At 66.6% G+C, this 13574-nt stretch carries 9 protein-coding genes and 1 pseudogene; 4 read left to right on the plus strand and 6 right to left on the minus strand.

Going from position 1 to position 13574, the window contains the following annotated elements; genetic code table 11:
- Positions 1–18: 18 nt before the first annotated feature.
- The gene (locus QW863_RS01750) at positions 19–723 is read right to left on the minus strand and encodes a peroxiredoxin (RefSeq protein ID WP_315712164.1); all 705 of its coding nucleotides are present in this window, start codon (positions 721–723) and stop codon (positions 19–21) included.
- A 516-nt stretch (positions 724–1239) separates the two neighbouring features.
- Here QW863_RS01750 and QW863_RS01755 point away from each other — a divergent pair.
- The gene (locus tag QW863_RS01755) at positions 1240–4938 is read left to right on the plus strand and encodes a DUF3971 domain-containing protein (RefSeq protein ID WP_315712163.1); all 3699 of its coding nucleotides are present in this window, start codon (positions 1240–1242) and stop codon (positions 4936–4938) included.
- Between the two features lie 51 nt (positions 4939–4989).
- On the opposite strand, the pseudogene QW863_RS01760 reads toward QW863_RS01755, so the two are convergent.
- From QW863_RS01760 to tyrS, 3 genes and pseudogenes are all read right to left on the minus strand, one after another.
- A pseudogene (locus tag QW863_RS01760) lies at positions 4990–5566 on the minus strand (methyl-accepting chemotaxis protein); the annotation flags it as partial.
- Between the two features lie 124 nt (positions 5567–5690).
- Positions 5691–6950: an MFS transporter gene (locus tag QW863_RS01765; RefSeq protein ID WP_315712162.1), complete on the minus strand. Its 1260-nt coding sequence runs from the start codon at positions 6948–6950 to the stop codon at positions 5691–5693.
- Between the two features lie 55 nt (positions 6951–7005).
- Positions 7006–8259 (minus strand): tyrosine--tRNA ligase, encoded by a 1254-nt coding sequence (gene tyrS, locus QW863_RS01770; RefSeq protein WP_315712161.1) that lies wholly within the window; start codon positions 8257–8259, stop codon positions 7006–7008.
- A gap of 193 nt (positions 8260–8452) precedes the next feature.
- Between tyrS and QW863_RS01775 the strand changes: the two genes are divergently transcribed.
- Complete coding sequence (locus QW863_RS01775; RefSeq protein WP_315712160.1) at positions 8453–9556, plus strand: anhydro-N-acetylmuramic acid kinase; 1104 nt, start codon at positions 8453–8455, stop codon at positions 9554–9556.
- Between the two features lie 81 nt (positions 9557–9637).
- Positions 9638–10315, plus strand: a complete 678-nt coding sequence (locus QW863_RS01780; RefSeq protein ID WP_315712159.1) for a glutathione S-transferase family protein — start codon at positions 9638–9640, stop codon at positions 10313–10315.
- A 150-nt stretch (positions 10316–10465) separates the two neighbouring features.
- Here QW863_RS01780 and QW863_RS01785 read toward each other — a convergent pair whose 3' ends face one another.
- Positions 10466–11113: an alpha/beta hydrolase gene (locus QW863_RS01785; protein WP_008971476.1), complete on the minus strand. Its 648-nt coding sequence runs from the start codon at positions 11111–11113 to the stop codon at positions 10466–10468.
- 318 nt (positions 11114–11431) lie between these two features.
- Positions 11432–12280: a LytTR family DNA-binding domain-containing protein gene (locus QW863_RS01790; protein ID WP_315712157.1), complete on the minus strand. Its 849-nt coding sequence runs from the start codon at positions 12278–12280 to the stop codon at positions 11432–11434.
- Between the two features lie 115 nt (positions 12281–12395).
- Here QW863_RS01790 and QW863_RS01795 point away from each other — a divergent pair, with 115 nt between their 5' ends.
- A complete protein-coding gene (locus QW863_RS01795; protein WP_315712156.1) occupies positions 12396–13559 on the plus strand; it encodes a cysteine desulfurase family protein in 1164 nt (387 codons plus the stop codon).
- Positions 13560–13574 lie beyond the last annotated feature (15 nt).

The following is a 13574-nucleotide window of genomic DNA, read 5'->3' on the forward strand; positions in this document are numbered from 1 at the left end:
ACGCCGTCAGGCGCATTCTCAGAGCGCGCGCGCCGCCGCGAGCACCGCGTCGGCATGGCCGTCGACCTTGACGTTGCGCCACACTTTGGCGACGCGGCCGTCGGCGCCGATCAAGACGGTGCTTCGGATGATGCCGAGAAACTTGCGGCCATAGAGCGACTTCTCGCCCCAGGCGCCGTAGGCCTCCAGCATCTCATGTGTCTCGTCCGAGATCAGGGGCACGGCGAGATCGTGCTTGTCGCGGAAATTGTCCTGCGCCTTGACCGAATCGGCGGAGACGCCGAGCACTGCGGCGCCGGCGGCAGCGAAGTCCTTCGACAGGCGGGTGAAGTCGATCGCCTCCTTGGTGCAGCCGGGCGTATTGGCCTTGGGATAGAAGAACAGCACGAGCTTCTGGCCGCCGTAGTCGGCCAGCGAAACGGTTCCGCCGCCATCGCGCGGCAGCTTGAACGCGGGTGCCTTGACGCCCTCGGTGAGGCCCGTTCCAGTGGTGGCTGGCGTCCTGGTGGGCCCGGCCTTCGCAGCTCCCGTTTTGGTGGTCGCGGCTTTGGACGTCGTGGTCTTTGCGGAGGTCGTCTTGGTAGAGGTCGTCTTGGCGGCTTTCGCCACTGCCGGTTTGGCCGTCTTCTTGGTGGCCTTCTTGGCCGCGGTGGCGAGCCGGTTCCCGTCAATCGCCCCGTAGGACGCCGGGTTGGAGGATTTCTTTTGTGATTCCTTTGACATACGCCTTCCTTTCGTCGCTTTCGGCGGCTCAAAAATGAAAGTATCTCGGTTCTTGTCCGGTGTCCCGGGATCGATCTGGAATCCGTGCTTCGCGGCGCGCAGGGGATCGCGCCTCTTGCGATGAAGCGAAGATCATGGCTACCAGCAGGCGTGAGCACCAGCGCAGTTGAGCACAGTGCAATGACGACTCTCGTACCGTCTCCGGATCAGACGTCCCCGCCACAGAATTCGTCCGGCGGTGGAGAGGCGCCGGTCCGCTGGCGCGAGCAGGTGGGCAAACCTGACGGCGGCGGGGGATAGTGACGAGGATGTCGCGCGTCGTCCGCGCCGCCGGCGAAGCGCCAGCGGCGTGTTGACAGCACCCGCCGAAGCGTGACGGGATCATTTGGGGCATCGAGTCCTGCCGGCAGTGAGCACGCGCGCTGCGTGAACGGGCGGGGCCACACCGGCGACCAACCTGGCCGAGGCCAGGTTGGCACGAATGTTTCGGACACGAGGGGCCGGCACCGAGAGGCAATGGCAAGACAGACATCACCCCACCGGCCCCATCTGCAAGCGGACACCCAGGGCCAGCAGTGGGATGAGGCCGACTGGGATGTGGCCGACCAGTATGAGGCTGCCGCCGAGCACGACGAGACGGTCGGGCAGCGCGCCCGGCGCCTGTTGTCGCGGCCCGATTCGGGCGGGAGCACCGGTCGATTCGGCTGGGCGCGTCCGCGTCTGCCGGGCGGCCGCGTGGCCAAGCGGATCGTCATCACGCTGGCATCGCTCATGCTGCTCGTCGGGCTCGGCTTCGCCGGCCTGTGGCTGCGGCTCGGTGCGGGCCCGATCAGCCTCGATCTGGCGACGCCGTGGCTCGCGGCGGCGATCGAGGACAATATCGGCCACGGCAACACCGTCGAGGTCGGCGGCACCCAGATCGAGCGTGCCGGCCGGATCAGGATCGCGGTCCGGATCCGCGACATCATCGTGCGCGATCAGGATCACGCCATCGTCGCCAGCGCGCCCAAGGCCGAGGTGCGGCTGTCCGGCGCCGCGCTGCTGATGGGCCAGCTGCGTGCCGAGAGCCTCAAGCTGGTCGACGCCGAGCTCGCGATTCGCATCACCCCGGACGGCACCGTCACGGTGTCGACGGGGGAGACCACCAAGCCGCTGGCAACGGGCGTCGCCTCCAAGCGCGATGCCGGCCTGCCGCCGACATTCCCGCGACCGGGACAGGCCGCGCCACCGCCCAACGCACCGGGACCGCAGGCCGGCTCGCAGCCAGCACCGCCGGCCATGTCGACTGTGCCCGCGACCGCTGCGCCGAACGGCCTGCTTGCCGGCCTGGACTGGCTCGACAGCCTCAGCCTCACCGGGCTCGATGGCCAGAACCTGAACGAGATCGGGTTGAAGAACGGCGTGCTGATCGTCGACGACCAGCAGCGTGGCAACAAATGGACGTTCGAGAACATCAGCCTCAGCCTGCGCCGGCCGTCCGGCGGCGGGGTGGCGCTGAGCCTCGGCGAAGAGGGCGCCAAGCCGTGGCAGCTGCGCATCCTGGTCGGGCCCCAGGCCAACGGCGTGCGCACGGTGGACATCAAGGCCGACAAGGTCTCCACCAGCAACATCCTGCTGGCGATGCGGCTCAAGGATCTCACCTACATGGCGGACCTGCCCATGACCGGCGAGATCAAGGGCGAGCTCGCGCGCGACGGGCTGCCGACCTATCTGCGCGGCAAGATCAACATCGGCGCCGGCAAGATCATCGACACCGATACGCCCGACTATCCGATGGCGATCGACTCCGCCGAGATCAGCATGGAATGGGACGCCGGGCGCCGCGTGCTGATCGCGCCGTTGAAGGTGATCTCGGGCGCCAACCGCATCACGCTCAACGCCAATCTCGAGCCTCCGAACGACACCGCAAACGACTGGCGGCTGGGTCTCAACGGCGGCACCATTCTGCTCGGCGCCATCGAAAACGAGCCACCGCTGATCTTCAACCGCATCTCGATCAACTTCCGCTTCGACACCGAGGGCAAGCGCGTGCTGCTGACGCAGGCGGAGGTCTCCAATGGCGAGATCGGCGTCGCCGGCACCGGCAGCGTCGACTATGCCGGCGAGCCGCGGCTGAAGCTCGGCTTCGCGGCGACGCCGATGCCCGCGCTGGCGATGAAACGGATCTGGCCGGCGCTGATCGTGCCGGAGGTGCGGGCCTGGATCATCGAGCGCATCGAGCGCGGCTCGGTGCAGCGGATCGACGTCGCCGTCAATTCGCCGACGCGCAACCTGCCGCGCAAGGGGCCGCCGATTCCCGACGATGGTCTCGACGTCAACATCGTCGCCACCAATGTCACCGTGCATCCGGTCGACGGCTTGCCGTCGGTGCGCGATGCCGACGTGAAGGCGCATGTCACCGGCCGCACCGCGACGGTGACGATCGGGCAGGGCGTCGCGGATACGCCGGCCGGGCGCAAGCTCAACTTCTCCGACGTCGTGTTCGAAGTACCGGACATGGCGCCGAAGCCGTCGCCGTCGCGGGTACGCATGCGCGTCGAAGGGCAGGTCGCCGCTGCCGCCGAGATCCTCGCCTCCGACCGGCTCAACGATCTGTCGTCGATGCCGATCGATCCCAACCAGACCAAGGGAACGTTCCAGGCCAGCGTCAATCTCGCGATGCCGGTCAAGGGCGAACTGACCAAGGCCGACACCAGCTACGCGGTCACGGCCGATCTCAATGGCTTTGCCGCCGACAAGCTGGTGATGAACCAGAAGCTCGAGGCCAACACGCTCAAGATCGTGGCCAACACCGCCGGCTATCAGGTGAAGGGCGACGTCAAGATCAACGGCCAGCCGGCCACGCTCGACTATCGCAAGCCGACGGAAGGCGACGCCGACATCAAGATGCAGGCGATCCTCGACGATGCCAGCCGGGCCCGGCTCGGCATGGATCTGGGCACCGCGATCACCGGCAACGTGCCGCTCAAGCTCAACGGCAAGATCGCGGGCTCCGCCGATCGCGACAGCCGGCTCGGCGTCGAGGCCGATCTGACCCAGCTCAAGCTCGACAACCTGCTGCCGGGCTGGGTGAAGAATCCGGGCAAGGCGAGCAAGGCCACCTTCAACGTGGTCGCCAAGCAGCAGTCGACACGCTTCGAGGACATCAACATCGAAGGCGGCGGTGTCTCCATCAAGGGCTCGCTGGAAGTCGACCAGAACGGCGACCTGATGAACGCCAACTTCCCGACCTATTCGCCGTCGGAAGGCGACAAGACGCAGCTCAAGGCCGAGCGCGGCCAGGACGGCGTGCTGAAGCTGTCGATGCGCGGCGACGTGTTCGACGGCCGCGGCTTCCTGAAGTCGGCGATCTCGGGCACCAACAAGGACGCCGACAAGAACAAGGCACGCTCCAACCTCGACTTCGACGCCGAGGTCAAGCTCGGCGCCGTCGCCGGCTTCAACGGCGAGGCGCTGCGCAGCGTCGACCTCAAGTTCTCCAGGCGCGGCGGCGCCTTCAAGAGCTTCAATTTGACCGGCAAGGTCGGCCGCGACACGCCCGTCACCGCCGACATCCGCGTCGGCCGCGAGGCGCCGAGCGCCGACCCTCGCGCGCGTCGCCAGGGCCGCGAGGTGATCTATCTCGTAACCAACGATGCCGGCGCGCTGCTGCGCTTCGCCGACACCTATTCCAAGATGGCTGGCGGCGAGCTGGAACTGGCGATGGAGCCGCCGACGGCCGACTCCAGCCCCAAGGAAGGCCTGGCGATCGTTCGCAACTTCACCGTCAGGGGTGAGCAGGCGCTGGATCGCGCCGCCTCCGGCGCAGCACAGGGCGCCTCGCAAGGCATCGCCTTCACCATGCTGCGCGCGGAGTTCACGCGGCAGAACGGGCTGCTCTCGATCCGCGACGGCGTCGTCAAGGGACCGACGCTCGGCCTGACCATCGAGGGCAGCATCGACTACAACGTCAACCAGGTCCGGGCTTCGGGCACGATCGTGCCGCTGTACGGGCTGAACAACATGTTCAACCAGATCCCGATCGTCGGGCTGTTCCTCGGCGGCAGCAATGAAGGTCTGTTCGGCGTGACCTATGAGGTTGTGGGCACGCCAAGCCAGCCTGTGGTGCGCATCAACCCGATCTCGGCCATGCTGCCGGGCGTGACGCGCAAGATCATGGACTTCAACACCGGCAAGCAGCCATACCCGCCGGCGGAGCTGCCGCCGAACAATTGACGCTGCCGGCCGCCGGCGTTCGGCGACGTCAACAGACCCGATCGATGCGGTTCAGGCCGCTCTGAGGCCAGCAAGGAAGGTGTCGACCTCGCGGGAGAGCTGCTCGGCCTGCTTGGAGAGGTTGCCGCCCGCGATCAGCACGTGGCCGGCACTCCCGGTCTCATTGGCCGCCGTCGAGACGCCGCCGATGTTGGCGGTGACCTCGCGGGTGGCCTGCGCGGTCTGGGTGACGTTGCGCGCGATCTCCGCGGTGGCCGTTCCCTGTTCCTCGATCGCCGATCCGATCGTGGCCGCGATCGCGGACACCTCCTCGATGGTCAGGGTGATGGCGTCGAGCGCGCCGACCGCTTCCCGCGTCGCGTTCTGGATCCGGGCGATGCGGTCGCCGATCTCCTGCGTGGCCTGTGCCGGTCTGGCTGGCCAGACTCTTCACCTCCGCCGCGACCACGGCAAAGCCGCGCCCGGCTTCGCCGGCGTGCGCGGCCTCGATCGTGGCGTTGAGCGCCAGCAGGTTGGTCTGGCCCGCGATGCTCGAGATCAGCTCGGCGACGTGCTCGATCTGCTTGGCGCCATCGGCCAGGGCGCGGACGATCCCGTCGGTATGGCGCGCGCTTTCGACGGCGCGTCCTTGCCGAAACAACTATCATCAAGCTGCTTACTAATCATGAACGCGTGGTTGTTGTGCGCCGTCCACTATGTGGACGGGCGGCTATCGGAGCGCGCAAGCACATCGTACTTGGACCGCGGGCCGACTAGGTGCGAAGGGCCGGAACGACCAGGAACGGGATCATGCCGATGACGACGCTCACGAGCGCGAGCAGAATGACGGCATCATAGCCGTGGGTGAGATCGTGGATGACGCCGCCGCTCCATGATCCCAGTGCCGATCCGAGCCCGCTGCCGATCGTGATCGTGCCGTAGATGGTCCCAAGCCGCCTGCCGCGGAAGATCTTCATCGCGGTCGCCGACAGGAGCGGCCCGCGCGAGCCGATCATGCTGCCGAAGCAGACGACGAAGCCGGTGAGCAGGAAGATGTTCGGCGAGAATTGCAGCGCCCACAGCATCAGGATTCCTGCGATCGATACGGCGTAGGAGAACAGCACCGACGGCCGCCGGCCGATCAGCCCGTCGAGGGCCGAGACGCCGAGCATGCCAAACAGCAGCACCACGCCCGAGAAGCCCCAGGCGGTGGCGGCCTGCAGCGGCGCAAAGCCGGCATCGATCAGATAGGCGACGACCTGCGGCGCGATCGCATACATGCCAACGGCGGTGAAGAAGAAGGTCGAGAACAACGCCCAGAAGGCGTGATGGCGCAGCGCTCGCGACAAGGTCCAGGCATCGTCGGCGAACTCGTCGGCGACGGGCCTGGTGATGTGGGGCGCGCCGGCGGCAAACAGCCGCCAGGGCAGCAGCGCCAGCGGCACCAGCAGGATGAAGGTAGCGGCGCCGAACGCCTGATATGTGCTGCGCCACCCGATCGCGTCGATCAGCAGTTGCGAGCCCGGTAGCAGGATCAGCACGCCGGCGCCGGTGGCGGAATAGATCACCGCCATCGCGGTCGGCAGCTTCTTGCCGAACCAGCGGCCCAGCAGGATCGAGTTGGGGACGTTGCCGATCAGCGCGATGCCGATGCCGACGCACAGGCCGATGCTGATCTGGAACTGCCACAGCGCCCGCGCGTGCGCCGCGGCCGTGAAGGCGGAACCAAGCAGCAGGAGGCCGAGCGCATAGACGGCGCGTGGTCCGGAGTGATCGAACAGCCGCCCGATCAGCGGTGCGGCGAGGCCGCCGGCGAGCGCCGTCAGCGAATAGATCGAGACGACCTCGGAACGGTCCCAGCCGAAGCTGTCGGAGATCGGCTTGAGAAAGACGGTGAAGCTTTCCCCCAGCCCGCGGCCGACCACCGAGAGCGCAAAGCAGAGACCCAGCACCACGAACGCCATGCGCGCGCGTGGTGGAGCTGTCGGCGTTTCCTCGGCTTGCGCAGTCTCTTGCGGCGCGCTGATCGTCATGCCCTGAGGGAGCGCCTTTCGGCCTTCCCTGACAAGCAGGCAAAAACGAATGCGGCTATGCAGGCCTGACCAGCACGTGGCGCTTCTTGCCCAGCGACAGCTTGATCACGCCCTCGCTGGTCAGTGCAGCCGGCGTCAGCGCCATCTTCTCGTCGGTGACCGCAATGTCGTTGACGCGCAGGCCACCGCCCTTGATCTGCCGCCGCGCCTCGCCGTTGGAGCCGACGAGGCCGGCCTTGACGAAGGCGTTGAGCACGCCAAGGCCAGCGTCGAGCTCGGCCTGCGGCACCTCGACCGTCGGCAGGTTCTCGGCGATGGCGCCTTCCTCGAAGGTGCGGCGGGCGGTCTCGGCAGCGGTGCGTGCCGCCTCTTCGCCATGCAGCAAGGTGGTGGCCGCATCGGCCAGTGCCTTCTTGGCCTCGTTGATCTCGGCACCCTGCAGTGCACCGAGCTTCTCGATCTCGGACAGCGGCAGCGTGGTGAACAGCTTGAGGAACTTGACGACGTCGGCGTCCTCGGTGTTGCGCCAGTACTGCCAGAAATCATACGGGCTGCACTGGTCGGCATTGAGCCAGATCGCGCCCTGCGCGGTCTTGCCCATCTTGGCGCCGGATGCGGTGGTCAAGAGCGGCGTGGTCAGCGCGAAGAGCTGCTCGGTGCCCATGCGGCGTCCGAGCTCGACGCCGTTGACGATGTTGCCCCACTGGTCGGAGCCGCCCATCTGCAGCCGGCAGCCGGTGCGCCGCGCCAGCTCGACGAAGTCGTAGGCCTGGCAGACCATGTAGTTGAACTCGATGAAGCTCATCTCCTGCTCGCGCTCGAGCCGCAGCTTGACCGAGTCCATGGTCAGCATGCGGTTGACCGAGAAATGCCGGCCGATGTCGCGCAGCATCTCGATCCAGTTCAGCTTCGTCAGCCATTCGGCATTGTCGAGCATGATGGCGTCGGTGGCGCCATTGCCGTAGCGCAGCACCTTGGCGAACACGCCGCGGATCGACGCCTTGTTGGCCTCGATCTCCTCGACCGTGCGCATCGCCCGCGTCTCGTCCTTGCCGGAGGGATCGCCGACCATGGTGGTGCCGCCGCCCATCAGCGTGATCGGTTTGTTCCCGGTCTGCTGCAGCCAATACAGCATCATCATGGTCAGGAAGTTGCCGATGTGCAGCGAGCGTGCGGTGCAGTCGTAGCCGACATAGGCGGTCGCCTGGCCCTTGGCGGCGAGGGCATCCAGCCCCTCGAAATCCGAGCACTGATGAATGAACCCGCGGCTCTGCAGCACGTTCAGGAAATCAGACTTGAAGCCAGTCATTGTCGGCGACTCTGAGCATTTGTTTACGGTATTGACCGCTTGTCGCGGGGACGTGCGGGAGGCACATGCCACGGATACGGGCGTTGTGGCATTATAAGATGCGCCGGGCTTGTACAAGCATGTGCACGGCCTGGGCGGGACCTCAAATCGGCCGTACTTGGCAAGCAGGGCAGGGTTTTCAGGTTCGACTGCAATGATTCTGACCGCACTTGGCCTCATGAGTGGCACCTCGCTCGACGGGGTGGACGTGGCCCTGATCGAGACCGATGGGCGGCAGATCAAGAGCCTCGGTCCCTCGGGCTACCGGGCCTATAGCGCCGCGGAGCGCAGCCTGCTGCGCGAGGCGCTCGCCGATGCGGTGCAGATCGAGCGGCGCGATGCGCGCCCCGGACGGGTGCGCGACGCCGAGCGCGTCGTGACGGTGGCGCATGCCGAGGCGGTCGCCGCGTTCCTGGCGCAGCACCGGCTCAAGCCCGAGGACATCGACATCATCGGCTTCCACGGCCAGACCGTGCTGCACCGCCCCGAGCGCCGCCTGACCGTGCAGATCGGTGACGCGGCCGTGCTTGCCAAGTCCGTCCACATCCCGGTGATGCACGATTTCCGCGCCGCCGACGTCGATTTCGGCGGGCAGGGCGCGCCGTTCGTGCCCGTCTATCACCGCGCCCTGGCGCAGTCGCTGTCGCGCGCGGGGCCGATCGCCGTGGTCAATATCGGCGGCGTCTCCAACATCACCTATATCGACGGCGACGACGTGCTGATCGCCTGCGACACCGGTCCCGGTAATGCGCTGCTCGACGATTTCATGCACCGGACCACGGGACAGGCATTCGATCAGGATGGCCGCGTGGCGGAGCAGGGCAACCCGGACGAGGCCTGGATCACCAGCGCGCTGGAAATGCCCTTCTTCGCGCTGCCGCCGCCGAAATCTCTCGACCGCAATGATTTTGCCGCGCTGAAGCTGGGCGATGTGAAGCCGGCGGACGGGGCCGCGACCCTGACGGCGTTCACGGCCGCAGCGATTGCCCGCATCGTCCCGCTGCTGCCGAAGCCGCCGGCGAGCTGGATCGTCTGCGGCGGCGGCGCCCGCAACCATACCATGATGCGGATGCTACGGGAGCGTGTCGCGCCGGCGAGCGTCGAATCGGCCGATGCGCTGGGCTGGTCGGCGGACGCCATCGAGGCCCAGGCGTTCGGCTTCCTGGCGGTCCGCGGCATGAAGGGCCTGCCGCTGAGCTATCCCACCACCACCGGCGTGCCGTTTCCGATGACCGGCGGAGTGATCGCGCGACCATAATCCATGCATCTGCATGGACCTTGACAGTTCCATGCGCATGCATCTAGTTTGATGCATCTGCATCAAACTGCCGAGGATGTCATGGCGCCTGCCCTGAAGCTGATCAGCCACAAGCTCTGCCCCTATGTGCAACGCGCCGTCATCGCGCTCACCGAGAAGGGCGTCGCATTCGAGCGGATCGACATCGATCTCGCCAACAAGCCCGACTGGTTCCTGAAGATATCGCCGCTCGGCAAGGTGCCGGTGCTGGTCGTGCCGACGGCGCAAGGCGAGGTGGCGCTGTTCGAGAGCAACGTGATCTGCGAGTACATCGAGGACACGCAAGCCGGCGCGAGGCTGCATCCCGAGGGCGCGCTCGCGCGTGCGCAGCATCGCGCCTGGATGGAGTTCGGTTCAGCGATCCTCGGCGATCTCTGGGGCCTGGAGACGACGCAGGATGCCGCGGTGTTCGCGGCCAAGCGCGAGGCGCTGACGGCGAAGTTCGTCCGCGTTGAGGCTGCGTTGGGCGAGGGGCCGTATTTCGATGGCGTCCGCTTCAGCCTGGTCGACGCCGTGTTCGCGCCGATCTTCCGCTACTTCGATGTGTTCGATGGCTACGGTGATCTCGGCATCTTTGCGTCGACGCCGAAGGTTCGGGCGTGGCGCGATCGGCTCGCGCAGCGGCCGAGCGTGAGGACGGCGGTCAGCGCCGACTATCCGCAGCTGCTGCGCGCGTTCCTCGCGCGGCACGATGCGTATTTGTTGAAGCAGGCGGCGTAGGAACGTTGTTGTCGTACCGAGCGTTCACGCCGCTCACAGTGCCATCGCCCGGCTTGACCGGGCGATCCAGTATTCCGAGACGCTGATGATCAGCCGAGAAGCCGCGGCGTACTGGATCACCCGCTTTCTTTCGCGGGTGATGACGCAACCTCACCTCACATTGGCGAGGCGCATGTCGAGATAGGCGGTGATGGTTTCCATCAGCGGCTCGAGCTTGCCGTCGAAGAAGTGGTTGGCGCCGGGGATGACCTGCTGGTCGATCACGATGCCCTTCTGCGTCTTCAGCTTCTCGACCAGCGTGTTGACGTCCTTGGGCGGCACCACCGCATCGCGCTCGCCGTGCACGATCAGGCCCGAGGACGGGCAGGGCGCCAGGAACGAGAAGTCGTAGAGGTTGGCGGGCGGCGCGATCGAGATGAAGCCCTCGACCTCCGGGCGGCGCATCAGGAGCTGCATGCCGATCCAGGCGCCGAACGAGAAGCCGGCGACCCAGCAGGCGCGAGCTTCGGGGTTGATGGTCTGCGCCCAATCGAGCGCGGAGGCCGCATCGGACAGCTCGCCGGTGCCGTGATCGAACGAACCCTGGCTGCGGCCGACGCCGCGGAAATTGAAGCGCAGCACCGAGAAGCCGCGATGCGCGAAGGCATAGTAGCACTGGTACACGATCTGATGGTTCATCGTGCCGTGGAACTGCGGATGCGGATGCAGGATCATCGCGATCGGCGCGTTCTTCTGCTTCGCCGGATGGTAACGGCCTTCGAGGCGGCCGGCCGGACCGTTGAAGATGACTTCAGGCATCAGAGAATCCTTGGCAGAGCGTCGACCGACTTCGTCCATGCTTCATCTGGCGCCTCGCCGACGAGTTCAGCAGGAAAAGTGGTGATCGAGCGCCATCCGTTCGCTTGGACGGAGCAGCGCTGGCGTGACTGGAAGTTGGCCTTCTAGCATGGAGCGCGGGGCAAAAAGCAAGGATTTTCAACGCCCGGCAAGGCGGCTGCGGCAGGGATGCAGACCGGGCCGCCGATACAGCGGCGGGGCGAAGCGGTCGCGGAACGTGATCCGAATGCGCCTGCAATTCGATGAAAATACTGGCGTTTTCGTCTGCGGCCCGGCCGTTCAGCGCAGCGACGCCGTGTGCTCCAGTTGCGCAACGGCGCTGCGATAGCGGCGGCTGCCCTGCGCGGATTGTCCGTTGTCGAAGGTCAGGCCGAAATCGCCCGTTGGCAGGACCGAAAGCGCCGCGACCCGGGCCATGTTGACCAGCCGGCCGCGGTGGATGCGGACGAGCGCGAAGCGAGCGAGCTCGACCTCGGCGGCCGACAAGGTGCCGCGGATCAGATGTCGCCTGCCGTCGGCCATGGCATATTCGACGTAGTTGCCGGCCGCGGCGACCCACAGGATGTCGGCCGGCGAGATGCGGATGCGGCTCGCGCCGTCGCGCAGCCAGAGCGTGGCAGGGGCAGGCGGCTCGGATCGCCGTGTCGGCTCTCGGACAGCGCTCGCGCGATAGCCGTCGTACAGCCAGAGCGTGGCACCGATGAGGAGCGCCGTCATGACGTCCTTGCGGAACTCGTACACGATGGTGGCCAGCGAGAGCTGGAAGTCGTAGGCGCCGCCCGCGGTCCACATCAGCAGCTTGCGGAGCGTCACCATGCCAATCATGTGAAGCGCAGAGAAGGCGACCACGGCGGCAATTGCGAGCGCGATGTGACGTGCCATGGCAGCCGGACCCAGCCGGATGGAACGAACCGTAGCGACCAGCAGCGGCGCCAGCAGGATGAGGACGACAATGCTCGTCATCTCCCATAGCAACTGTTTTTCCAGATCATAGGCCGCGCCCCGCCTGACGGCATCGTGGGCGGCGGAAAGGGCGTTGACGACGCCGATGCCGAGCGAGAGCCCGGCCATGATCGCGTAGAAGATCCGATCATTCGGACGCAGCATCGAGCCGACAAGCTTGTTCATGGCACCGGACCCGCTATCTCAATCTCGCGCCCGACAATATCACGCTGGCCGTCGCGCATCATCATGGCGCGGGCGAGCGATGGTCGTTCGTGGCCCGAGTTGATAAGAACAAGCCATGGCCGACAGGATCTATCTCGACTGGAATGCGACGACCCCGCTGCGACCGCAAGCGCGCGCGGCGATTCTCGCCGCCATGGATCTGGTCGGCAATCCCTCGTCGGTTCACGCCGAAGGCCGCAAGGCGCGGCGGCTGACCGAGGAGGCCCGCGAGGTGATCGCCCGGGGGCTCGGCACCGTCGCGCGCCGCGTGGTGTTCACTTCCGGCGGAACCGAGGCCAATGTGCTCGCCTTGAGCCCAGGCCTGCGCGCGCCGGCCGGCCCGGTCGAGCGGCTGCTGGTGTCGGCGGTCGAGCATGCCTCGGTGCTGGCCGGCGGCCGGTTCGCGCCATCAGTAGTGCAGACGATCCCGGTCGACCCCTCCGGCGTGGTCGATCTCGGCCGCCTGAAAGCCCTGCTGGCCGGAGGACCGCCGGCGCTGGTATCCGTCATGGCCGCCAACAACGAGACCGGGGTGCTTCAACCGGCTTCGAAAGTTGCTGAGATCGTGCACCAGGCGGGCGGCCTGCTGCAGGTCGACGCGGTCCAGGCATTTGGGAAAATACCCCTCGATATCAAAGAGATGGGCGCAGACCTTATGACCATCTCTGCGCACAAGATCGGCGGACCCAAGGGCGTCGGCGCGCTGGTTCTGGGCGCTGGTGTGGAGGAGCCGATTCCGGTTCTCCGCGGTGGCGGCCAGGAGCGCGGTCGCCGGGCTGGAACCGAAAACGTGGCCGGAATTGCCGGATTTGGCGCCGCGGTCGGTGCTGCCCTGGCTGAGCTCGAGGTCGACCTGCCTCGGATCACGGCGCTGCGCGACCGGCTGGAAACGGGCCTTCGTCAGACCGCTGGCGTGACGGTATTTTCCTCCGATGCGGCGCGGCTTCCGAACACGACGCTGTTCACGGCGCCGGGGCTGAAGGCCGAGACGGCCGTGATCGGGTTCGATCTCGAAGGAATCGCGGTGTCTTCCGGCTCGGCCTGCTCGTCCGGCAAGGTCCAGCCCTCCCATGTCCTGGAAGCGATGGGCGCCAGTTCCGCAGCGGCCCAGGGAGCGGTGCGCCTCAGTCTGGGCTGGTCCACGACGGAGGCGGACGTCGATCGCGGCGTGCAGGCTTGGCGAAAGCTGTCATTGACCCTACTTAAAGGTGGCGACGAAACCGTGCTTGAGCGATTCTAAGGGCGTGATTTCGTC

It is taken from the genome of Bradyrhizobium sp. SZCCHNR1017 (genome assembly GCF_032381375.1).
GTDB lineage: Bacteria > Pseudomonadota > Alphaproteobacteria > Rhizobiales > Xanthobacteraceae > Bradyrhizobium.